Genomic DNA, 22,102 nt, shown 5'->3' on the forward strand with positions numbered 1-22,102 from the left:
TCTCTCCCGAAAGAGAGAGGGAGGAGTCGGTCGTTCGACTTACTTGGCGGCCGACTTCCACTCGCCGACGTTCGGATCGTCGTAGGGACCCTTGCCGTCGAGCGAGAAGACGATCACGCCGCCGCCCATCTGGGTGTAGTTGGCGAGCTTCTTGAAGGCGCCCACCGCGCCGAGACCGGCGGTCGGGTCGGCGAGGTCGAACACGAGGCCCACGCCCGGCCAGCCGCCGACGCCGTAGTAGATGGCGACGTACTGGTTGCCCTTGTGGGAGTAGGTCATCGGGTAGCCGATGGCGCCGGACGGGATCTTGAACTTCCAGAGAAGGTCACCCGTGTCGGAGTCGCGGGCCTTCAGGTAGCCGTCGAGCGTGCCGTAGAACACGAGGTCGCCCGCGGTCGCCATGGTGCCGCCCCACACCGCGAAGCGCTCCATCTTCTCCCACTTGTAGTCGCCGGTGATCGCGTTGTACGCCTTGATCTGGCCGAGACCCTCGTAGTTCTGACGGTCGCCCTTCGGGCCCGGATACATGTTCAGCGTCGCACCGACGAAGAACTGACCCGCACGATAGGGAAGCATGAAGGGCTCCCAATCCATGCAGATGTGGTTGATGCCCATGAAGAACAGTTCACGCTTCGGATCGTAGGAGTCGTGACCCTGGTTGTGGTAGCCCATCGCCGAGGGGCAGATGTCCTTGGCGAGGTGGTCCATCCGGGTGCCGTACTCGGGGTCGCGCACTGGCTGGCCGGTCTTCAGGTCGACCGACTTGAACACGTTGACCGTGTCGTCGAGCTTGTTGGCCGAGACCAGCGTGCCGTCGGTGCGGTCGAGCGTGTAGACGATGCCGTTGCGGTCCGGATGGGTCAGCAGCTTGCGGGCCTTGCCGTCCTTGTCCTTCTGCTCGGAGAGCATCATGACGTTGACGCCGGCGTAGTCCCACTCGTCGTGCGGGGTCTTCTGGTAGCCGAACTTGGCTTCACCGGTGTCGGCGTCGCGGCCGAAGATCGTCATGGTCCACTTGTTGTCGCCCGGACGCATGGTCTCGTTCCACGGCGCCGGGTTGCCGGTGCCGAAGTAGATCAGGTTGGTGCCCGGATCGTAGGCGTACCAGCCCCAGTTGGTGCCGCCGCCGATTTTCCAGGCGTCGCCTTCCCAGGTGCCGGTGCCGAGGCCCTTCTGGCCGTAATGGGCGTTCTTGACGTTGAAGTCGTCGGCCAGCAGCAGGTCCTTGTCCGGACCCGTGGCGTAGGCGCGCCACACCTGGCCGCCGGTCTTCACGTCGTAGGCGGTGAGGTAGCCGCGCACGCCGAGCTCGGCGCCCGAGGACCCGATGATCACCTTGTCCTTCACGACGTAGGGGGCGATCGTGAGCGTCGAGCCGACCTTGATGTCGGAGTTCTCGACCTTCCACACCGTCTCGCCGGTCTCGGCGTTGAGCGCCACGACGTGGCCGTCGAGCTGCGTCTTGAGGATCAGCGACGGGGTCTTGCCGTCGCCCGGCCAGTAGGCGAGACCGCGGTTGACGAGGTCGCAGCAGGCGACCGCGCGGGCTGCCGGGTTCTGCTTGGGCTTGTCCTGCCACAGGATCGTGCCCGGATCGTCCAGCCCCAGGGCGAACGTGTTGTTCGGGAACGAGGTGTGGATGTACATCTTGCCGTCGACGACGAGCGGCGCGCCCTCGTGGCCGTTCAGCAGGCCGGTGGAGAAGGTCCACGACGGCTTGAGCTGCTTCACGTTCGACTTGTTGATCTGCTTGAGATCGCTGAAGTTGTTCGAATCGTAGTTCTTACCGGGCATCACCCAGTTGTCGTCGCTCTTGGACAGCTCGACCAGCTTGTCGTTGGCGAACGCCCCGCTCGACAGGGCCACCGGCGCGAGCGCCAGCATCGCCAGTGCCGAGACCGATGTCACGTATCTGCTCATCCTGCGTCTCCTCGCTCAACCGCCACGCCTTTCGGCCTCGCGGCACCACTCAGATTTCTACGTCCGAGGTCCAGGCTCGCTTCCAAGTCGATCAGCGGTCCGCAGCGGATCTCTAAGCATTCCCTTAGAGCAGTGCGGCCTTATGAAAGACTTATTAGCGCCCCTTCGCCTATATTTTCTAGGACTTTATTGGAGGACATGTCTTCAGGTGGTCCGACATTTGTTGGCGGGAGCATAAGGCAAACTTAAGTTTGCCGTCCGGTAGGTGCAGTGCACACTTGACCGGTCTTGCTCTGCGCGCCACCACTTCGCTCCAACGGGTCCTCGCCGATGCGGCCCGACCGGCAGTGGGGGGGAGACATTTTGTCCATGGGAGGAGGTGGCTTGGCCGCGTGGCGGCGTCCGATGCGCGCGCTCGTGCTCGCCGGTCTCGCGGTGGGGCTCGGGCTCTCACCGGCCTGCGCGTCCGATCCGATCGATGGGCAGATTGATGGGCAGAACGACGTGGACCAGACCGGCGCGCTCTATCCGCGCGACGGGCGCCGCGATCTGACCGCGGACGATCGTCTGCGCTTCCCGGGGGCCGGCGTCCTGTGGTGCCGCCGCCCCGACGGGGTGCCGCGCAAGGCGGCGGCCGCGTGGCTGATCGGCGCGCCGACGCTGGTGATGCTGAACGCCCACAACTTCCGCAACCGGCAGCTCGAGACGACGCGGATCGTCTCGGATTGCTACTTCCAGATCGGCGGGCGCAACTACGATTTCGTCGCCGACAGCTTGGCTCTCGGCGTGGCGCGGGATGCGGAACGGCTGCACATCACCGACGACTGGGCGCTGCTGCGCCTCGTCCAGGCCGCCGAGGCGCCGATCCAGCCCCTGCCCGAGGCGCCGCCGGACCTGACGACGGGCGACCTGACGCTTCCGGTCACCATGGTGTCGCCGGGCGGCCACGGGAACTACCGCGGCGACAACAGCCTGGAGACCTGCTCGATCCGCCGGGTCGATCCGCCGACGGAGGGCGGCACCCGCCGCGCCCGCCACGATTGCAACGACGGCTACGGCGGCTCGGGCTCGGGCCTGTTCGACGAGGCGGGCCGGATGGTGGCGATGCAGAGCGCCTCGCTCTCCATGAACTCGCGCCACGCCTTCGACATCGAGTTCCATTACGGCTCGGCCCTGCTCATCGAGGGCGCGCTGCTCGATGCCCTGCGGACCGCCGCGAAGGCGGCGGCGGGGGCGCCGCGGTAGCGGTTACGGATCGAGCCGCATCGCGAGGCCCGCGGCGGCCATGTGGGCCTTGGCCTCGCCGACCGTGGCTTCCCCGAAATGGAAGATCGAGGCGGCCAGCACCGCGCTCGCGCCGCCGTCGCGCACGCCTGCCACGAGGTCGTCGAGCCCGCCGACGCCGCCCGAGGCGATCACCGGCACCCGCACCGCGTCGGTGATCGCCCGCGTCAGCGCGAGGTCGTAGCCGGAGCGGGTGCCGTCCTTGTCCATGGAGGTGACCAGCAACTCCCCTGCCCCGCCCTCCGAGATCCTTCGGGCGAACTCCACCGCGTCGATTCCCGTCGGGTTGCGCCCGCCATGCGTGAAGATTTCCCAGCGGGCCGGTTCGCCGGGACCCGAGACCCGCTTGGCGTCGATCGCCACGACGATGCACTGGTCGCCGAACTTTTCCGCCGCCTCCGCCACCAGTTCGGGGTTCTTCACGGCGGCCGTGTTGATCCCGACCTTGTCGGCGCCCGCGAGGAGCAGGGTGCGGACATCGGCCACGGTGCGTACGCCGCCGCCCACGGTGAGCGGCATGAAGCAGGCCTCCGCCGTGCGGCTCACCACGTCGAGCAGCGTGCCGCGGGCCTCGTGGCTCGCGGTGATGTCGAGGAAGCACAGCTCGTCGGCCCCCGCCGCGTCGTAGGCCTTGGCCGATTCCACCGGATCGCCCGCGTCGCGCAGTTCGAGGAACTGCACGCCCTTGACGACGCGCCCGTCCTTCACGTCGAGGCAGGGGATGATGCGGGTCTTGAGCAAGGTCATGTCTCTCAGGCGGTCGTGTCGTCGGGATCGACGGGGAAGGGCCGCGACCGGATGTCGTCGAGGGTGTAGGGGCAGATTTGGGGGAAGTTCTTCAGGGCGAGCCGCGTTTCCTTCGAGGCATCGAGCCGGGCGTCCCGGTAAGCCCGACCGACGGCCTCCGCTAGTCTGCCTTTCAGGCCCGGATTGTCCGCAAGGATATCTTCCGCACGATTTCGATGGGTCCGGATCGAGATGAGCCAGCTTCGTGTTCGCCGGCCGGGCTGATGGTCGTATTTGAGCATGTGGAGCAGCACGATGCACCAAAGGCTGACGAGGCTATCGAACTGGCTGCGTCCCAAGCTCTCGACCTCCTCTGCCAGGTTCGCGAAGTCGAGGCCCGACACGTCGCCCGCGCGCAGGCGTGCGCCCTGCTCCTGGGTCCACGTATAGAAGTCGTGCTCGTACGCTGTGCCGGGGTGAGGCGGCTTGGTGGCTTTGAGGGCGGTCATGCGAGCCTCCTGCCCGCATCCTATCACGGCGTCGCGGTCCCCTGGGAGCGTGCGATGGCGGCGAGCGCTTCCGCCGGGTCGATGCGGCCGTCGTAGAGGGCGCGCCCCGTGATGGCGCCGGCCAGCACCGCGCAATCGGGCTCCAGCAGGCGATCGACGTCGGCCATGGAGGCCAGCCCCCCGGAGGCGATGACCGGAATGCGCACGGCGTTCGCCAGCGCGAGCGTCATCTCGATGTTGAGGCCCTTCAGGATGCCGTCGCGGGCGATGTCGGTGTAGATGATGGCCGCGACGCCGGCATCCTCGAAGCGGCGGCCGAGATCCTCGGCGGTCATGGACGAGGTCTGGGCCCAGCCCTCGACCGCGACCCGCCCGTCCTTGGCGTCGATGCCGACCGCGATCTTGCCCGGATGGCGGCGCGCGGCCTCGCGGACGAAGGCCGGATCGCGCACCGCGGCCGTGCCGATGATGACGCGGCTCACCCCCTTCTCGATCCAGCCCTCCAGCGTGCGCATCTCGCGCACGCCGCCGCCGAGCTGCACCGGCATCTTGACCCGCGCCAGGATTGCTTCCACCGCCGCGGCGTTGCGCGGCGCGCCGGCGAAGGCGCCGTCGAGGTCGACCACGTGCAGCCAGGAAAAGCCCTGGCGCTCGAAGGTGGCGGCTTGGTCGGCGGGGTCGTCGTTGAAGACCTTGGCCTGGGCCATGTCCCCCTGCACGAGGCGGACGCAGCGCCCTTCCTTGAGGTCGATGGCCGGAAACAGGATCACGCGTCTGCTCGTCTCGTTCGAGGGGTCTGGAGCCGTCCCCGACCGGATTGCATCAGGTCGGCGTCTCCAAGCTTCTGTTTTGCCGCGCATTCTGACGACGAACCGGTATCCGCTTCGTCGAAATGCGCTCTAAGGGCGCCAGCGCAGGAAGTTGGCGATGAGCGCGAGGCCGAGCCGCTGGCTCTTCTCGGGGTGGAACTGCGTGCCGGCCATGTTGTCCCGCGCCACCATCGCGGTGATCGGGCCGCCGTACTCGGCATGGGCCACCACGTCCGCGGGCTCGGCCGGCTTGAGGGCGAAGCTGTGGACGAAGTAGGCGTGCAGGCCGTGTGCGCCGGTCTCGATCCCGTCGAGGAGCGGATGGCCGCGGTCGCCGATCAGCGTGTTCCAGCCCATATGGGGGATCTTGAGCGCCGGGTCGGCGGGGACGATCGGGCCGACATCGCCGGGTATCCAGCCGAGGCCCGCGGTCACCTCGTATTCGAGGCCGCGGCTCGCCATGAGCTGCATGCCGACGCAGATGCCGAGGAAGGGCTTGCCGTCGCGGCGCACGGCATCCGTCAGGGCCTCGACCATGCCGGGCACGGAATCGAGCCCGCGGCGGCAATCGGCGTAGGCGCCGACGCCCGGCAGCACGATCCGGTCGGCCGCCGCCACGGTCTCGGGGGCATCGGTGAGAACGATGCGGGTGTCGTCCTCGCCCGCCTCGCGGGCGGCGCGCTCGAACGCCTTGACCGCCGAGTGGAGGTTGCCCGAGCCGTAATCGATGATCGCGACGGTCTGTCCGCTCACCGCAGGCCCTCGCGCGCCGGGAAGAAGCCGAGCGCCGTGTCCTCGTCGCGGCGCGCGGCGAGGCGGGCCGTCGGCGCGGGGCGCGCGGCGGCGTCGCGGTCGAGCCAGCGGGCGGCGAGCTTCATCTCGGCCTCCTCGTGCGAGGCCGCGATCACCGCATCGCGGGCGGGGAGGCCGCGGCGGCCATAGGTCCAGCGGCGCAGCGACGAGGCCTCCAGCCCGATCAGAAGGCTCGCAAGCCCCGTGACGATCAGGCCCGCCACCGGCGACAGGCCGAGCGCGTGGCCGGCGACGCTCAAGGCGACGAGCCCGGCGAAGACGAGGATCGCGGCGAGCCAGAGCCGGTGCCAGAGAAACCACAGCACCGTGAAGGCGAAGGCGCGCGGGGCGAAGCCGTCGCGCACGATCTGCGCCCGGTCGAGGGCCAGGGCATCGCCGCGGGCGGCGCCCTCGGGAACGTGCAGCGTGTAGGTGCGCATGTGATCCGCCCTTCAAAGGGTGCCCTTGGTGGAGGGAACGCGCCCGTCCTCGCGCGGATCGACCGCCACGGCCTTCCGCAAGGCGCGGGCCAGCCCCTTGAACAGGCTCTCGGCGATGTGGTGGGCGTTCTCGCCGTAGAGCGTCTCGACGTGCAGCGTGATCCCGGCATTCATCGCGAAGGCCTGGAAGAACTCGCGCACCAGTTCGGTGTCGAACTGCCCGATCTTTTCCACACGGAACGCGGTCCTGAAGACCAGGAACGGGCGGCCCGAGATGTCGATGGCGATCCGGCTCAGGGTCTCGTCCATCGGCAGGTGAATGTCGGCGTAGCGCGCGATGCCGCGCTTGTCGCCGAGCGCCTTGGCGAAGGCCTGCCCCAGGGCGATGCCGGCATCCTCGGTGGTGTGGTGCTGATCGACGTGGAGGTCGCCGGTCACCTTGATCTCGGCGTCGAACAGGGCGTGGCGCGCGAACAGCTCCAGCATGTGGTCGAGGAAGCCGACGCCGGTGGCGATCGCGGCCTTGCCGGTGCCGTCGAGGTCGAGCGAGACGGAGACGTCGGTCTCCGCCGTGCGGCGGCTGATGCTGGCGTTGCGCATCTGAGTGTCGAGAATGCCCTGATATCGTCGGCCGGTTCGCTCCGTCCGCGCCCGCCTTGTAGTGTGGTTCCGCCCCCAGGGGAAAGGGCGTCGGCGCCGGTCGGGCTGCGTGTCATCGGCCTTTCATGCGGGGCCGCGAGGGTTTTGCCGTCATCTGTTCGAGGAGGCCGCCATGCTGTCCCGCCGTACCGTTCTTGCCGGCAGCGCCGCGCTGCTGACCGGACCCGCGCGGGCGCAGAACCCGCCGCTGCGCTTCGGCGTGATCGCCGACCCGCAATATGCCGACGCGCCGCCGAACACCGCGATGGGCCGCTACTACGCCAACAGCCTCGACAAGCTCTCGGCGGCCGTCGAGACCCTGAACGCGCAGGATCTGCGCTTCGTCGTGACGCTCGGCGACGTGATCGACCGCGACTTTTCGAGCTTCGAGCGCATCCTGCCGCTCTATCGAAAGCTTCGCCACGAGACCCGCTTCGTCCTCGGCAACCACGATTTCGAGGTCGGCGCCGCGCATCTCGGACAGGTGGTCGACCGGCTCGACATGCCGGGGTCGTATTACGACTTCGTGGTCCAGGGCGTACGCTTCGTCGTGCTCGACGGCAACGACGTGTCGCTGTTCGCGCCCCCTCAGGGCGATCCGCGCTGGCAGCTCGCGCAGGAGCGGCTGGCGGCGGCCAAGGCGGCGGGCCTGCCGAACGCCAAGCCCTGGAACGGCTCGCTCGGGGCCGCGCAACGCGCGTGGCTCGAGCGGACGCTCGCGGCGGCGCAGCGTGCTGGCGAACGCGTCGTCGTGATGAACCACTACCCGGTCCTCCCCGAGAACCCGCACAACCTGTGGGATTCGGGCGAGATCGTCGCGGTGCTGGCGCGCTTTCCCAATGTTCTGGCCTACTTCAACGGCCACAACCACGCGGGCAATTACGGGCAGGCCCACGGCATCCACTTCGTCAATTTCTGCGGGATGGTGGACACGCCGGACACCTCCGCCTTCGCCGTCGTCGAGATTGCGGGCGACCGGATCGATATCCGCGGCTACGGTCGCGAGCCGAGCCGCTCGCTTCCGCTGCGGGCGGCCTGATCGTGCACCACCGGAGCCCATCGATGCGACGTCTCGCCCTGTCCGCCCTCCTCGCCTGCGCGGCGACTCCTGCCGCGGCGGCATTCCCCTGCGACGAGCTGTGGGGCGAGCGCAACGCGATCTACAAGGACGCGGGCTACTGCTTCCGCACCGAGCGGGCGATCCGCGCCTTCGGCAATGCCGGCTGCAAGTACGACGATCTCGCCGACGTGCCGCTCTCGGCCCGCCAGCGCGCCACCGTCGCCGACATCGTGCGTCAGGAGCGGGAGAACGGCTGCGCGCGGTAATTTCCTGCGCGCAGAAGGGACGAGACCGGGCGGCGGCTTTCGTCCGCCGGGCGCACGGACTCCGGTCCGTGTAACCGGACGAGCGCGTCCACATCAGTCGAAGCGATCCGTCAGCCCTGCCGCGCCCCGGCCCTTGACCGGGGCGCCGCCCCTGCGCAGGGTCCGCTGAGCCGGCATCCGATCCTTCGATGTCGCAGCGGACGGGTCCAAGCGCCGGATTCCATGACGACCTTCACCCTCGACGACCTCGCCGCCCTGGTGGACAGCCGGGCCGGCCAGCCCCCCGACACCTCCTACACGGCCAAGCTCCTCTCCGAGGGGCCGGCCAAGGCCGCCAAGAAGCTCGGCGAGGAGGCGGTCGAGGCGGCCATCGCCGCGGTGCAAGGCGACCGCAAGGCGCTCACGTCGGAAGCCGCGGACGTGCTCTATCACCTGATCGTGACTCTGAAGGCCGGGGGCGTGCCGCTCTCGGACGTGATGGCGGAGTTGGGGCGGCGAACGGCGCAGAGCGGGCTGGCCGAGAAGGCGGCGCGGAGGCACACGTGATCGGCGCCCCGATCCCGTCGGCCGGGATCGAGCCCGCGGAGCGGCAGAATCCGGTGACCGGAGAGGGGCCGGGCCGCCTCTCCCCCTACCGGATTTTTTCCCGCGAGGAGTGGGCGCATCTGCGCGCCGACGCACCCTTGACGCTCACCGCCGAGGATATCGGCCGGCTGCAATCGCTCAACGACCCGATCTCGATCGAGGAGGTCGTGGCGATCTACCTGCCGCTCTCGCGGCTGCTCTCGCTCTACGTCGCGGCGACGCAAGGGCTGTTCAAGGCCACGCAACGCTTCCTCTTGGCCGAGCGCGAGGCCAAGGTGCCCTACATCATCGGGCTCGCCGGCTCGGTCGCCGTCGGCAAGTCGACCACGGCACGGGTGCTCAAGGCCCTGCTCGCCCGCTGGCCCAATACTCCGAAGGTCGATCTCATCACCACCGACGGGTTCCTGCACCCGAACGCCGAGCTCCTGCGCTTAGGCGCGATGGAGCGGAAGGGTTTTCCGGAGAGCTACGACAGCGCCGCCCTGCTGCGCTTCCTCGCCGACATCAAGGCGGGACATCGGCGGGTCGCCGCGCCGGTCTACTCCCACCTCGTCTACGACGTGGTGCCCGGCGAGGAGCAGGTGATCGAATCCCCCGACATCCTCATCGTCGAGGGGCTGAACGTGCTCCAGCCCGCCCGCCTGCCGCGGGACGGCACGGCGATTCCCTTCGTGTCCGACTTCTTCGACTTCTCGATCTATCTCGACGGGCACGAGGACGACCTGCACCGCTGGTACGTCAACCGGTTCCTGCGCCTGCGCCAGACCGCCTTCCGCGATCCCCTCTCCTACTTCCGCAAATACGCCGAGGTCGGCGAGGCCGAGGCGCTGGAGATCGCCGACCGGCTCTGGACGACGATCAACCTGCCGAACCTGCGCGACAACATCCTGCCGACGCGCCAGCGGGCGAGCCTGATCCTGGCCAAGGGCGCGAGCCACCGGATCGAGAGCGTGGCCCTGCGCCGGCTGTGACGGCCGAAGCCTGCGCGTGAACCGCAGGTGCCGGGGGCGGCGCGGCGGCCTTCGAGCCGCCGCTTTCCTGCCCGAGGGGACCCGCGATGGACGCGAATTTCTGGGCCGCCCTCGCCGGCATCGTGTGGATCGACCTGCTGCTGTCGGGGGACAACGCCGTCGTGATCGCGATGGTATGCTCGCGGCTTCCGCCCGCGCAGCGGCGCATGGGCATCGTGCTGGGCGCCACCGCGGCGGTGGGCCTGCGCATCGTCTTCGCGTTCGGCGTGGCGTGGCTGATCGCCATGCCGGGCCTGAGCCTCGTCGGCGGCCTGTTCCTGCTCTGGGTCGCGGCCAAGCTGGTGATCGATCACGGCGCCGAGGACGAGGAGACCCAGGCGAGCAGCACGCTGCTGGGGGCGGTCACCACCATCGCCATCGCGGATGCCGGCATGAGCCTGGACAACGTGCTGGCCATCGCCGCCCTCTCCCACGGCAACCTCTGGCTGATGGCCTTCGGCGTGCTCCTGTCGATCCCGGTCGTCATCGCCGGCAGCACCCTGATCTCGGGGCTGCTCACGCGCTTTCCCGTCCTCATCTGGGCGGGCGCCGCGTTGCTGGGCTGGGTCGCGGGCGGGATCATCGCCTCGGACCGCTACGTGAAGACCTACCTGATGCCCTACCTGCCGCTGGACGAGCCGATGCTCCACTACGCGCTCGCCGCCGCGGGCCTCGCCCTCACCCTGGCGGTCGGCCTCTTCTTCCGCCTGCGTCACGCCCGCACGGCGCGCGCCTGACTCCACGAGCCCAAGAGCCGCGATTCCGGTGCCGCGATTCCGGTGCCGCGATTCCGGTGCCGCGATTCCGGGGCCCGCTGCGCGCGCCACCCGCCGCCGGTCGTCGTCGCCGAGGCGCTCGGGCATGGGTGGGGCTCCGGGACAGCGTTCCGTCGGAGCACGCATGCGGGGGCCGGGCGTGGCGATGGATCGATCGTCTGCACAGGCCGCGTGACGACCGACGGCCGTCACGGGCCCGGCCAGCGGTCGGCCGATTTCGTCAGCCTGCCACGCGTATGGGCCGCGTTCTCGAACATGCAGTAATTTGTCTTCTCGTACATGCAGTAGGTACCACGCCCGGCGGCCTTCGCCTCGAAAAGGGCCATGTCGGCACGCCGCAGGATCTCGTCCGCGCTCGCGCCGTCATCGAGAAGGAGGGCGCCACCCACGCTGACGCCGATCTCGACCTCTGCACTGTCGAGCGGAAACGGCTCGCCCAACGTGGCGACGATGCTCTCACAAACGCGTATCACCTCCGCGTCACGACCAAGGTCGGTGAGGATCACAGCGAATTCGTCGCCGCCCAGGCGAGCGACGGTTCCGCCCGCGGGAACGACGGCACCGAGGCGCTCGGCGACGATGCAAAGGAGTTGATCGCCCGCGGCGTGCCCGTAGCTGTCGTTGACGAGCTTGAAGCGGTCGAGATCCAACGCGAGCACGGCGTTTCGAGACGGGTAGGCGGTGGCCTGTTTCACGGCACGGTCGAGGCGCAGACCGAACAGGACGCGGTTGGGAAGGCCCGTGAGCGCGTCGTGCAACGCCATGTGCTCGATCCGTGCCTCGGCGGCCTTACGCTGCGTAATGTCCGTAAACGTCCAGACGACGCCGCCGTCGTGGAGTTGCGTGCCCCGAATCTCGATCGTCGTTCCGTTGGGGCGGACCCTTTCGAAGACCTTGGGCACGGACGACGGGTCACCGCTCACGACCATGCGGCCGAGGTAGTCGACGTCATCGGCAAATTCGCCCTGTCCCTTAAGGAAGCCGTGGACGTCACGCATATGCGCTCCGCTGCGAAGGATGTGCGACGGCAATCCGAGAATTTCCTGCGCGCGAACATTGTGAACCCGTACGCGCTGATCAGGCCCATAATAAATAATGCCTTGAATGATGTTCTCCAAGGTTACTCGCAAAAGTTCGGCTGTTTCGATGGGCCCGGCCTCATAACCTCCGCGCTCCGCCACGTCCGGAGAGGCGAATGCCGCATGTCGGTCTGGCAGCTCGCTTGTGTGGCGGCGGAGGGCGTTGAATTGCATATCCGGTGTGGCGCTCTTGCCAGAGCGTGCGTTTTGACCCGCGAGAAGTCCGAACGCGTTCGCATGGAGAAAATTTTCAGACATTTTCGTGCCGTACCTGCAGGCCCGCGAATGCACACTCAAGCACTTGGAAGCCTATCGTTGATTTTTTAATAAAAAGATATCGCGGCGCGGCGCCAAGTCTTTGACAAATAAGGATTTTGCAAAAGGGGTTCTTCCTGAATGACGACAAGATCGAAAGTTTCTGAACCTAAAGATATTTGTGTGTAATTCGCAGTTAGACGTCAGTCTTGCGGAAAAATGGAATCAGCATATTTCGGTGCCGAAGCACGGCCCCTGACGCTGCTTTGCTTGAACTGCCGCAATTTTGTAAGCGTTGTTCTCAAGCCACGGCCTCGAGGGGTTGTGAGGCTTGGGCCCAGGGCGATGGGTCGTCGAGGCCGCTCTGCGGAAGGCCCGAACGCCGGAGACGCGCAGGATATGACGGCAGCCGTCGCCGTCCTGAACCTGCAGACAGGGGATGACACCTCGGACTGTCTCCTGCCGCGGCCCCTTATACCAAGCTGCGTGGATCAGGACCGATGGTCCTGCTCCATGCGTCCGGCGGACGACCGCCGCCGCGCCGTCGCGCGGGCCATCGGCGATGAGTCATGGTCATCGCCGATGGGTATCACGCCGCGTCCTCGATCGTGAACGTCATGCCGCGGCCGGGCCCCTGGTCGGCATAGTCGGCGAGGGCCAGCCCGCGCTCGGCCAGGGTCGCCTCGACCATGTCGCGCTGCTTGCGCACCATCTGCCCGATCGCCAGCGGCGTCAGGCGCGGGCTCGCCCGCCGCAGGCTGTCCACGCCGATGCTGGCCGGCCTGCCCTCGCTCTCGGCGATGCGGGCCAGCGCCAGCCCCAGGTCGCGCGCCTTGGTCTCGGCGGCGGATTTCGGCTTGTGTGCCATGCATGCTGTCCTTTTCTGCTGGCGGTCTACCCGCCCTGGAGGCTTTCGGCGAAGTCGTCCGGCACCTCGCCGAAGGCTTCGAGGATCGTCGCGCTCTCCAGTTCGCCGGTCTCGTCGTCGGCGACGATCCGAAGCGCGGCCGCGCCCGGCATGCGCTTGGCGAGGTTCTCCGCCTTCTTGAGCGCGCCGCTTTCCGACTGCGCCGCCTCCTGGCGCGCCGGCCGCAGCCGTTTCCGGTGCAGCTCGAACGGCTGCACGACGTAGCTCGCCTTCATCCCCATCGTTTCACCCCCTCCGCCCCGAGCCCGCATGCGCGAACGAGCGCATCGACACGCGCCGGCCCCGCGCGTCGTGCACGTCAACGAGCCAACCTGTCCAATCCGTACCGGGTGCCCGATCCATGAGTTCCCGCGCGACGCGATCGGCCCGAGGGGTCGGCGCCTGCAGCCGCGGGATCCAGCGGCCGGTGAGGTCGAAGACGGCGTCGCCCCCACCCCGCCGCCGCCACAAGTGCAGTGGAAACGCTGAACCGTCACTGCGCTTTTCGCTCTGCGTCCACAGCGCTCCCCACGCCCTTTAGCCCCCGCCTCGATCCTCGGTGAACCGCGCCCGCCGATCGAGTTCGTTCACGTTTTGTTCTAAATAATTCGGAGGCTCGATGCACGCGTTTAGCGGGCGCAGGACGATGCTGCGCGACGATCCGACGGCCGACTGCGTGCCGTTGGCAGGCTCGCAGCGGGCGCTGATCGGCCGTCTCGACGGGAGCGCTCGGCGAGACTGATAGGCGCCCTCGACGCCTGCACCGCACGTTGGGGCCGCGCCGCCGTGGGGCCGGCGGGGCTGGGCTGAAGCGGCAACGGCGCGGCTGGGCGAGGAAGTTCGAGAGGCGGACGCCGCGCGACACCACGCGGGCGGACGAACGACCAACGGCCCGGGCGTGAGGGGCGTTCTGAGAGCACCCCTCACTCTGTGGCTCATGCAACCAGAAAATCGGCTGCCGTGAGCGCGGCCTTGTTGTCGAGCACGGCGAACTTCATCGCCGCTCCGCTGCCCGAGCCGTCCGCGTCGTAGAACAGCTCGCCCGTGGTCTGCTTGTACAGGATGCGGTCGTTCGCATCCGCGGTCCCCGTGCTGATGTTCTTGAACGCGCTCTCGGCGAGCTGTCCCGGCGCCAGCGCGGAGAAGACGTCTTTCGACAGCCGCACCGTATCCTCGGCCGCGAAGTCGGCGATCCGGTCGACGTTGCCCGCGCCGAGCGCCGTCGAGAAGACGAAGCTGTCCGCTCCGCCCCGGCCGGTCAGCACGTCGCCGCCGCCCCGGCCGTCGAGCACGTTGGCGCCGCTGTTGCCCACCAGCGACTGGCCGAACGCGTTGCCGGAGAGGTTGAACCGCGCCGAGCCGGTCGAGGCCAGCAGTTGCAGCGCCTCGATCTCTTGGCCCTCCCCCAGCACGTAGCTCGCCGAGGCCAGCACCGTGTCGCGCCCGCCGCCCGCCGCCTCGGTGATGCGGTCGCCGAGATTGTCGACGATATAGGTGTCGCCGCCGCCCCGGCCGGTCATCGCGTCGCGGCCGACGCCGCCGTTGATGACGTTGGCGCCGTTGTTGCCCACCAGCGACTGGCTGATCTCGTTGCCGGTCAGGTTGAGGCCGGCCGAGCCGGTCGAGGCGAGGAGCTGCAGCGCCTCGATCTCCTGCCCGGCCTGGAGCGCGTAGCTGGTCGAGGCGAACACCCGGTCGACGCCCCCGCCCGAGGCCTCGAACACGAGGTCGCCGGCGTTGTCGACGACGAAGGCATCGTCGCCGGTCCCGCCGATCAGGCGGTCGGCGCCCGCGCCGCCGTTGAGCGTGTCGGCACCGCCGCCGCCGCTGAGGAGATTGGCGCCGCTATTGCCCTCGAGCGTATTGGCGAACGTGTTTCCCGACAGATTGATCGCGGCGGTCGAGAAGGGCGAGAATGTCTTCACCGTCTCGATGTGTTGTACATCGCTGAGGGAAAAGCTGACCTCGGTGATGACCGTGTCGGTGCCGGCGTCGGCCGCCTCGAAGACGAGATCGCCCGCATCGACGTAGATGACGTCGTCGCCCTTTCCGCCATAGAGCCGATCGGCGCCGAGGCCCCCGTTCAGGGTGTCGTTGGCGTCCCCGCCGTACAGGGCGTCGTTCCCTCGCGCACCGTTCAGCGTGCTGCCGAAACGGCTTCCATCGAAGTTGAAGTTCACCGCGGCGTGCAGTTCGTCGTTATGATCCGAGCCCGTCACGTTCTCGATGTCACCGAAGGTATCGCCGCTCGCGTCGCCTCCATTGGCCGCGCCGGTCGCAAGGTTGACGAGAACGCCCGAGGCGCTGCCGAGATAGGAGGCGGTGTCGATGCCGAAACCGCCGATCAGCCGATCCGCGCCGGCTCCGCCCTCCAGCGTGTCGTTGCCGGCACCGAACAGGTCGTCGCCGTAGAGCGTGTCGGCGCCCGCGCCCCCGAACAGGGCGTCGTTTCCGCCGTTGCCGGTGAGCGTGTTGACCAGTTCGTTGCCGTAGAGGATGTCGGCGAAGGCCGAGCCGACCGCGTTCTCGACCCAGTCCGCCGGGCTCAACTCGCGGCCGGCGAAGGCGCGGATCTCGTCGCCTTCGGCGTCGCCGCCCCTGCCGATCCCGCCGGCGAGCGAGACGGTCACGCCGGCTGCGCTATCGCTGTAGGAGACCGTGTCGATCCCGTTGCCGCCGCTGATCTTGTCCGCGCCGCTCCCGCCGATCAGCGTGTCGTTGTCGTCGCCCCCCCAGAGGCTGTCCTTCCCGCTGCCGCCGAGGAGACTGTCCCGACCCGTGCCGCCGCGGAGGGTGTCGTCGCCGCCCTTGCCGGAGAGCGCGTCGTCGCCGCCTCGGCCGTCGAGGATGTTGTTGCCGTCCACGACCGTCAGGCCGCCCGACGGGAAGGTGCCGACGAAGCGCCCGTTCGTGCCCGTGATGACGTCGCGGCTCTCGGTGCCGATGACGTTGGCGATCGAGGTGTAGGTGTCGCCCTCGGCATCGCCGAAGCGTCCGGTGCCGCCGCTGCCGGAATTGGTGCTCGCCAGCGTGACGGTCACCCCGGCATCGCTGCTGGTGTTGTCCGAGAGACCGGTCAGGTCGGACGAGTATCCCCCGGCGCGCCCGAACACCAGGGTGTCGCTGCCGGTGCCGCCGTCGATCCGATCTGCGCCGCCGCCGCCTCGCAGGAAATCGTCGCCGGAACCGCCGTCCAGAGTATCGGAGCCGGTGCCGCCGCTGATATCGTCGCCCTCGGTACCTCCGTACAAGAAATCGCTGCCCCCCAATCCGATCAGATCGTCGGCGCCACCGAACCCGTTGATGGTGTCGCCGAGGAATGTCCCGATCAGCGGGTCCGAGGTGCCGCTCTCGAACGGCCCGAGATACTTGTTCGGCTGATTGTCGCCGTTGATGACAGCCATGGCTGATCTCCCGAATCGATCCGTCGTTCGTGTTGCCACCGCATGAGGACGGCGGGTACCGGCATTTGCCGGTTGCGATCCGGTTTCGGCCCGACTCTCGAAGGGACAGGCGCTCGCGAAACGCTCCAGCGGCGCCGTGTTGTCGCGTTCGCCGACCGGGTTGAGTTCACCCCGGTCTGGGGCGATGTTTCGGACGTCGCGTCGGCGAGCCCCGGACCTTCATGACCGAAGATCTCATCGACCGGATCTACGAGGCGGCCTTCGTGCCCGACCTCTGGGTGGGTGTTCTGGACGAGGTCAACGCCCTGTCGGGCTCCGCCGCGTCGTCCTTGATCCTGTTCGACCCGGTCGCGCAGCCTCGTTTCAAGGCGACGGAACGGACGCATGCGAGCTTGACGACGCATGTCGAGAGCGGGGCCTGGAAAGCCAATCCGCGTCAGGCGGTGGCGTCGCGAACGCCATGGGCCGGCTTCCGAGACGTCGGCATGGCGTTGACCGAGGCGGAACGGGCCAACGATCCCGTCGGCCGCAGCCTCGACGCGCTCGGCCTCGGATGGCAGATCGGCACCGTCATTCCCCTCACGCTGGGCCAGCTGGCGGTCATCACCTGCGAGCGGATGATCGCGAGCGGGCCGTACGAGGCTTTGCAGGTCGATCGGCTGGATCACCTGCGCCCGCATCTCTCCCGCGCCGTCCTGATGGCGGCACGGCTCGGGCTCGAACGGGCGCGCGGGGCCGTCGCGACCCTGTCGGCCCTCGGCCTGCCGGCGGCGGTCCTGACGTCGGGCGGAAAGGTCGTGGCCGTCAACGACCGTCTCGAGCGCTCGCCCCGCGTCGCGCCCGGGCCGTACGGGCGCCTGGTGCTCACGAGTCCGATGGCCGACCGGATGCTTCGGGAGATCCTGGCGGCACCGGATGCGGCCGCCCGTTCCCGCTCGATACCGCTGCCGCCCGACGGAGAGCAGCCGAGCGGCATCGCTCACATCCTGCCGCTCCGCGGGGCGGCGCACGACATCTTCGGCGGCTTTACCCTTCTGGTGATCACCACCTTGGATCTCGTCGACAACGTGCCGAAGGTCGAACTCATCGCGGCACTCTACGATCTGACGCCGCGGGAGGCGCAACTGGCGACGGCCCTCACGGCCGGCCTCACCCTCAAACAGGCCGCCCACGAGAGCGATCTGCGCTTCTCGACAGCCCGATCTTACCTGGAGAGGATTTTCCGCAAGACCGGAGCAACCCAGCAGAGTCAGCTTGTGTCCCTCCTGAAGGGGACACGCCTGTCGCCGCCGGAATAACGGAAGCGCGGTCGCGACGCCGTCGGCGCTCGTCGAGGGGGGCGCCGCTGCTGCCCGATCTGCCGCCGGCATTGATGCGGCCTCGGCTGGTGAGCGACGCCCAAGGCTGAACGCTTCTGCTACGTTCACACCCATGTGCAACCTCTACAGCCTGACGAAGAGCCAGGACGAGATCCGGCGCGCCTTCCGGATCGACACCGACCGCGCCGGCAACCTGCCGCCGCTGCCCGGCATCTTCCCGAACACCGCCGCGCCGATCGTCCACGTCGCGGAGGGGCGGCGCGTGCTGTCGATGTACCGCTGGGGCATGCCCTCGCCGGCCTTCGCGCTGGAGGGCAAGCGGGTCGATCCGGGCGTCACCAACGTGCGCAACACCGGCTCGCCGCACTGGCGCCGCTGGCTCGGGCCGGAGCACCGCTGTCTCGTGCCGCTCTCCGCCTTCAGCGAGTTCAACAAGGCCGCCGGCGGCGACATCTGGTTCGCCCTGAACGAGGATCGCCCGCTCGCCTGCTTCGCCGGAATCAGGACGGAGGGCTGGACCTCGGTTCGCAAGCTGAAGGACGGCGAGACGACGGACGACCTCTACGCCTTCCTGACCTGCCCGCCGAACGCCGAGGTCGGCGCGGTGCACCCGAAGGCGATGCCGGTGATCCTGGCGACGGAGGAGGAGCGGGACGCGTGGCTTCGGGCGCCGTGGTCGGAGGCGAAGGCGCTGCAGCGCCCGCTGCCGGACGGTACGCTGACGGTGGTTGGGCGAGGCGCCAAGCACGAGGGTGCATGATGGCGGAGCAGACCTGCAGGGATCGGCCTCTCTGCGTCCACTATGTCGGCTTCCGGGACGACCGCTACTGGAACGCCTTCAAGATCTGGGGCGGACCGCGGATGATCCATCGCAAATGGGACCGCATCGCCCGACACGACGTCGGACCGGACGATCTCGTGATCTTCGCCGAGGGCGACGAGCATCAACCTCCGGCGGCCTACAACGCCACCGACCTCGACGAGCGATGGCTGTAGGAGCCAGCGCGGAGGCTCGTGCGCCGAACCATCAACCGGTCGCGTCCGTTGCTCGCCCAATCCGGACCGATCGTTCCGCCGTCCCCGTTTCAGCCGAGACACGCCTTCATGGCCCGCAAGCGCCTCCGCCCCACGATCGAGAGCCTGACCGAGTCCCTCGGGCGGCTCGGCCTCTCGCCCAGGAGCGTCGATCTCGAAGCCCTGCGGGCCCATCTCGAACTGCCGGAATTCGGAGCGGCGGTCGAGGACGAGCGCGTCGCTCTCGCTGTGCGCGAGATGTCAGCGGCGCGCGCCTTCATCGAAACCGGCATTCCCGTGCTCAAGCGCGCCGTTCCCAGGCTGAGGTCCACGGTCGCGAAGGACGACGGCATCATCTGGAGCCTTCGTGTCGCGATCCCGCTGCTCGATGCCGGCCGGATGGATCTGCGGGTGGACGCGGCGCCGGAACGCGAGGCGGCCGAGATCCTGGCCGGGATGGCCGGGCGCAACGATCCGACCCACCGCCTCGACGCGCTGCGGGCCGCCCTGACCGAGGCGGAGGTCGAGATCGTCGGTGCCTTGCGCAAGCCGGTCGACCGTTTGAGGGGCCAGATCCTCGCCGACCTGCGCGAGGTCGGCGCCGATGCAGCCGCCTACCTCGAACACATGGATCGCTCGCTGCGCTCGCGCCCGTTCCGCTTGGGTCCCCGGCTCGCCCGGTCCCTCCTCGACGCCCTCGCGCCGGTTCGCCAACGGGCCAAGGCCGTCGCCCGCGAGGGCTCCCGCCTGCGGCGGCTGCGCGATCAGGTCGGATTCGGGGCCTACATCGAGAAATTCGGCGCGGCGCGGCGCCTGAACCGGCGCATCCTGTTCCACATGGGGCCGACCAATTCGGGCAAGACTTACGCGGCGCTCCAGGCCCTGACGGATGCGCCCACCGGCGCCTACCTCGCGCCGCTGCGGTTGCTCGCTCTGGAGAACTACGAGGCCCTGCGCGAGCGGGGGCTGCGGGCCGGCATGGTCACCGGCGAGGAAATCCTCGGCGCGATCGACCCGACCCACACGGCGCGCACCATCGAGACCGCAGACCTGACCCGGCCGATCGACGTCGCCGTGATCGACGAGATCCAGATGCTCGCGGACCCGGATCGGGGCTGGGCCTGGACGAACGCGCTGTTCGGAGTGCCGGCCCGGACCGTCATCGTCTGCGGCTCGGACGATGCCCTGTCCTACGTGCGCCGCGCGGCGGAAGCCGCCGACGAGTCGCTGGAGGTGATCGCCTTCGAGCGCAAGTCGCCGCTGCTGCTGCAGGACGAGGCGGTCCCGCTGGAGACGGTGGAGCCGGGGGACGCCGTGGTCGCCTTCTCGCGGCGCGCCGTGCACGAGAACCGCGAGATCCTGGTCGCCCGCGGGCACCGGGTCGCGACGATCTACGGCGCGCTCTCGCCCGAGGTCCGCCGCGCCGAGGCCGCGCGGTTCCGCTCGGGCGAGGCCAACGTCCTCGTCACCACCGATGCGGTCGGCATGGGCCTCAACCTGGGGCCGCTGAAGCGGATCGTGTTCTCGGCGGTGCGCAAGTGGGACGGCACCGGGGAGCGGGCGCTCACGAACTCGGAAATCCGCCAGATCGCCGGCCGGGCCGGGCGCTACGGGCATCACGAGGTCGGCTACGTCGCGGCGACCGAGCCCACCGCGATCGAGCCGATCCGCCTCGCGCTGTCGGGCGCACCGACGGCGCCGGCGGCCGACACCCGCTTCTTCGTGCGCCCCGATCTGACCGCGATCCGCTCCGTGGCGGAGGAGATGCAGACCAACAGCCTCACCGAGGTGATGACGCATTTCGCGCGTGCCACCTTCTACGCGGGTTCGCCGTTCCAGCCCTCGGCCCTGGAGGAAATCTTGGAGGTCGCGCGCACGATCGACCGCGCCCGTCTGCCGATCGAGGAAAGATTCGTGTTCTCGGTCTGCCCGATCAACCGGCGCGACGAGATCGCCATGGGCATGCTGGAGCGCTGGAGCCAAGCTCGCGCCATCGGCGCAACGGTGCCTGCCCTGCGGGCAAGCCTCGCGGGCGAACTCGACTATCAGGAACGGACGGTGAAGCTCGCCAGCGCCTACCTCTGGCTGGCCCGGCGCTTCCCCGAGACCTTCGACGACGCCGAGGCGATCCGGCAGATGCGGGGGCGCGCCAACGACGCGATCGAGCAGCACCTGCGGGAGACGGCGACCCGCAAGGCGGAGCGCCGGACCCGCCGTGTCGTCGAGGCACGAAACTGACCGGGCCATCCAGGGGGAGGCGTACCAGGGTTCGAAGCAGCTCGTCTCAACCGATCAGCAGTGCGGGGCCTGCGACATTCTGGAACGTGGTAGCTCTGAGCCCTGTTCTCCTCCTGCCGAACGGCACAACAGGGGGAATCCCCCTGCGAGTGACGGCAGCAGCCCTCGCCGGCGCCCCTCTCGTCGCGACGGCCGGTCTGGCCCTGGCCGGCGGTACGGGGTCGGGATCGTCCGGCACCAGCAACTCGGGCACATCGAACGGCACCGGGGCGACCGACGCCGGTTCGGGCTCTTCCCCCGGATCGTCCGGCAGCGCGCCGACCACCGGCGGCAAGAGCCGGTCGGGCACGTCAAACAGCACCGGCGCGAACGATGCGGGTTCCGGGTCGTCGCCCGGATCGAGCGGTACCGGCACCGGCTCGGGAACGCGGTAAGGAAATCGGGCCCTCTCGCCCGCCGCGGGACGGCCTTGAATGAAGGCCTCGCCGTCAGTTCATGCCCTTCCACAGCAGAAGGATGACCGCGAAGCCGAGGACATCGTAGGCGAGCGCCCCGGCCAGGAAGATCGGCATGGGGCGGTTCGGCACCGCCGGACGCGCTTCGCCGGTCCGGGGGCTAGGCGTTGGTCGACCGGGCCGCGGCCACGATTGCGGCGTCGGCTCCGACAGAAACCGCGTCAGGCACTCGGGCAGCGGACGCTGCGGCGATGGGGGCCCTTCGGCGCGCCGATATGCACCGGCAGCTTGTTGAGCATCCGAGCGGCGGCATTCTGCTTGTCGGTAACGGCCGCGATGACCTCGTCTCCAGCCTCGCCGGTCAAAGGGGGCGGCGGACGCGTCGAGCACCGGGAACTTTGGGAGGCGCTCATTGAGGCCGTGAAGCGGCACCAAAAGGTGGTGTGGAAGACGGCTTGAGCCCCAAAAAGGCTGGGGTTCACCATCGCTTTAATTTGGGGTTCACGCGCCAGATCGTCGCTCAACAACCCGTTGCAATCATTAGGCAATTGGATCGCGTGACAAGCTGGCGCGCCCTACGGGATTCGGTGTGCGACGCCTCAAAATGTTGAAAAG

The 22,102-nt window shown here is 68.7% G+C and carries 24 protein-coding genes; 10 read left to right on the forward strand and 14 right to left on the reverse strand.

All coding sequences use genetic code 11. From position 1 onward, the window contains the following. Positions 1 to 39 precede the first annotated feature (39 nt). Positions 40 to 1,920: a methanol/ethanol family PQQ-dependent dehydrogenase gene (locus HNR00_RS05685; RefSeq protein WP_183566209.1), complete on the reverse strand. Its 1,881-nt coding sequence runs from the start codon at positions 1,918 to 1,920 to the stop codon at positions 40 to 42. Positions 1,921 to 2,325: 405 nt separating this feature from the next. Between HNR00_RS05685 and HNR00_RS05690 the strand changes: the two genes are divergently transcribed. Beyond that, on the forward strand, positions 2,326 to 3,165 hold the full coding sequence (locus tag HNR00_RS05690; protein WP_246390308.1) for a S1 family peptidase: 840 nt from the start codon (positions 2,326 to 2,328) through the stop codon (positions 3,163 to 3,165). 3 nt (positions 3,166 to 3,168) lie between these two features. On the opposite strand, the gene hisF is transcribed toward HNR00_RS05690, so the two are convergent. The 6 genes from hisF to hisB all read right to left on the reverse strand — a co-directional run bounded on the left by hisF (position 3,169) and on the right by hisB (position 7,080). Then, a complete protein-coding gene (gene hisF / locus HNR00_RS05695) occupies positions 3,169 to 3,945 on the reverse strand; it encodes an imidazole glycerol phosphate synthase subunit HisF (RefSeq protein ID WP_183566481.1) in 777 nt (258 codons plus the stop codon). An 11-nt stretch (positions 3,946 to 3,956) separates the two neighbouring features. Next, entirely contained in the window at positions 3,957 to 4,439 is a 483-nt protein-coding gene (locus HNR00_RS05700) for a DUF29 domain-containing protein (RefSeq protein ID WP_183566215.1), read from the reverse strand. Positions 4,440 to 4,462: 23 nt separating this feature from the next. Then, the gene (gene hisA, locus HNR00_RS05705) at positions 4,463 to 5,209 is read right to left on the reverse strand and encodes a 1-(5-phosphoribosyl)-5-[(5-phosphoribosylamino)methylideneamino]imidazole-4-carboxamide isomerase (RefSeq protein WP_183566218.1); all 747 of its coding nucleotides are present in this window, start codon (positions 5,207 to 5,209) and stop codon (positions 4,463 to 4,465) included. 129 nt (positions 5,210 to 5,338) lie between these two features. Then, positions 5,339 to 6,001: an imidazole glycerol phosphate synthase subunit HisH gene (gene hisH, locus HNR00_RS05710; RefSeq protein WP_183566221.1), complete on the reverse strand. Its 663-nt coding sequence runs from the start codon at positions 5,999 to 6,001 to the stop codon at positions 5,339 to 5,341. Next, complete coding sequence (locus tag HNR00_RS05715; protein WP_183566225.1) at positions 5,998 to 6,480, reverse strand: DUF2628 domain-containing protein; 483 nt, start codon at positions 6,478 to 6,480, stop codon at positions 5,998 to 6,000. The genes hisH and HNR00_RS05715 overlap by 4 nt, the downstream gene beginning before the upstream one ends. A 12-nt stretch (positions 6,481 to 6,492) precedes the next feature. Beyond that, entirely contained in the window at positions 6,493 to 7,080 is a 588-nt protein-coding gene (gene hisB, locus HNR00_RS05720) for an imidazoleglycerol-phosphate dehydratase HisB (protein ID WP_183566228.1), read from the reverse strand. Positions 7,081 to 7,252: 172 nt separating this feature from the next. Between hisB and HNR00_RS05725 the strand changes: the two genes are divergently transcribed. From HNR00_RS05725 to HNR00_RS05745, 5 genes are all read left to right on the forward strand, one after another. Further along, positions 7,253 to 8,158 carry a metallophosphoesterase gene (locus HNR00_RS05725; RefSeq protein ID WP_183566231.1) on the forward strand — a complete coding sequence of 302 codons (906 nt, stop codon included), beginning with the start codon at positions 7,253 to 7,255 and terminating at the stop codon, positions 8,156 to 8,158. Between the two features lie 23 nt (positions 8,159 to 8,181). Then, on the forward strand, positions 8,182 to 8,445 hold the full coding sequence (locus HNR00_RS05730) for a YARHG domain-containing protein (protein ID WP_183566234.1): 264 nt from the start codon (positions 8,182 to 8,184) through the stop codon (positions 8,443 to 8,445). Between the two features lie 222 nt (positions 8,446 to 8,667). Beyond that, on the forward strand, positions 8,668 to 8,991 hold the full coding sequence (locus HNR00_RS05735; RefSeq protein ID WP_183566237.1) for a phosphoribosyl-ATP diphosphatase: 324 nt from the start codon (positions 8,668 to 8,670) through the stop codon (positions 8,989 to 8,991). Then, on the forward strand, positions 8,988 to 10,001 hold the full coding sequence (gene coaA / locus HNR00_RS05740; RefSeq protein ID WP_183566240.1) for a type I pantothenate kinase: 1,014 nt from the start codon (positions 8,988 to 8,990) through the stop codon (positions 9,999 to 10,001). Before HNR00_RS05735 ends, coaA begins: the two co-directional genes overlap by 4 nt. An 86-nt stretch (positions 10,002 to 10,087) precedes the next feature. Beyond that, positions 10,088 to 10,777: a TerC family protein gene (locus tag HNR00_RS05745; RefSeq protein ID WP_183566243.1), complete on the forward strand. Its 690-nt coding sequence runs from the start codon at positions 10,088 to 10,090 to the stop codon at positions 10,775 to 10,777. Between the two features lie 227 nt (positions 10,778 to 11,004). On the opposite strand, the gene HNR00_RS05750 is transcribed toward HNR00_RS05745, so the two are convergent. From HNR00_RS05750 to HNR00_RS05765, 5 genes are all read right to left on the reverse strand, one after another. Further along, on the reverse strand, positions 11,005 to 12,153 hold the full coding sequence (locus HNR00_RS05750) for a sensor domain-containing diguanylate cyclase (RefSeq protein WP_183566262.1): 1,149 nt from the start codon (positions 12,151 to 12,153) through the stop codon (positions 11,005 to 11,007). A gap of 586 nt (positions 12,154 to 12,739) precedes the next feature. Then, the gene (locus tag HNR00_RS05755; RefSeq protein WP_183566265.1) at positions 12,740 to 13,018 is read right to left on the reverse strand and encodes an adenylosuccinate synthase; all 279 of its coding nucleotides are present in this window, start codon (positions 13,016 to 13,018) and stop codon (positions 12,740 to 12,742) included. 26 nt (positions 13,019 to 13,044) lie between these two features. Continuing rightward, complete coding sequence (locus HNR00_RS05760) at positions 13,045 to 13,299, reverse strand: hypothetical protein (RefSeq protein WP_183566268.1); 255 nt, start codon at positions 13,297 to 13,299, stop codon at positions 13,045 to 13,047. A gap of 4 nt (positions 13,300 to 13,303) precedes the next feature. Next, on the reverse strand, positions 13,304 to 13,528 hold the full coding sequence (locus HNR00_RS26010) for a DUF6894 family protein (RefSeq protein WP_376770356.1): 225 nt from the start codon (positions 13,526 to 13,528) through the stop codon (positions 13,304 to 13,306). 464 nt (positions 13,529 to 13,992) lie between these two features. Continuing rightward, a complete protein-coding gene (locus HNR00_RS05765) occupies positions 13,993 to 16,461 on the reverse strand; it encodes a beta strand repeat-containing protein (RefSeq protein ID WP_183566271.1) in 2,469 nt (822 codons plus the stop codon). A gap of 263 nt (positions 16,462 to 16,724) precedes the next feature. On the opposite strand from HNR00_RS05765, the gene HNR00_RS25920 reads away from it, so the two are divergent. From HNR00_RS25920 to HNR00_RS05785, 4 genes are all read left to right on the forward strand, one after another. After that, entirely contained in the window at positions 16,725 to 17,759 is a 1,035-nt protein-coding gene (locus tag HNR00_RS25920) for a helix-turn-helix transcriptional regulator (protein ID WP_183566275.1), read from the forward strand. A gap of 133 nt (positions 17,760 to 17,892) precedes the next feature. After that, the gene (locus HNR00_RS05775; RefSeq protein ID WP_183566278.1) at positions 17,893 to 18,540 is read left to right on the forward strand and encodes an SOS response-associated peptidase; all 648 of its coding nucleotides are present in this window, start codon (positions 17,893 to 17,895) and stop codon (positions 18,538 to 18,540) included. After that, complete coding sequence (locus HNR00_RS05780) at positions 18,537 to 18,776, forward strand: hypothetical protein (RefSeq protein WP_246390310.1); 240 nt, start codon at positions 18,537 to 18,539, stop codon at positions 18,774 to 18,776. The genes HNR00_RS05775 and HNR00_RS05780 overlap by 4 nt, the downstream gene beginning before the upstream one ends. Positions 18,777 to 18,884: 108 nt before the next feature. Then, entirely contained in the window at positions 18,885 to 21,032 is a 2,148-nt protein-coding gene (locus HNR00_RS05785) for a helicase-related protein (RefSeq protein ID WP_183566281.1), read from the forward strand. Between the two features lie 46 nt (positions 21,033 to 21,078). On the opposite strand, the gene HNR00_RS26015 is transcribed toward HNR00_RS05785, so the two are convergent. Beyond that, positions 21,079 to 21,447, reverse strand: a complete 369-nt coding sequence (locus HNR00_RS26015; RefSeq protein WP_183566284.1) for a hypothetical protein — start codon at positions 21,445 to 21,447, stop codon at positions 21,079 to 21,081. 261 nt (positions 21,448 to 21,708) lie between these two features. After that, positions 21,709 to 22,011, reverse strand: a complete 303-nt coding sequence (locus tag HNR00_RS05795; protein ID WP_183566288.1) for a hypothetical protein — start codon at positions 22,009 to 22,011, stop codon at positions 21,709 to 21,711. Between the last annotated feature and the right edge of the window lie 91 nt (positions 22,012 to 22,102).

It is taken from the genome of Methylorubrum rhodinum, assembly GCF_014199935.1.
In the GTDB taxonomy this organism is placed as follows: Bacteria; Pseudomonadota; Alphaproteobacteria; order Rhizobiales; family Beijerinckiaceae; genus Methylobacterium; species Methylobacterium rhodinum.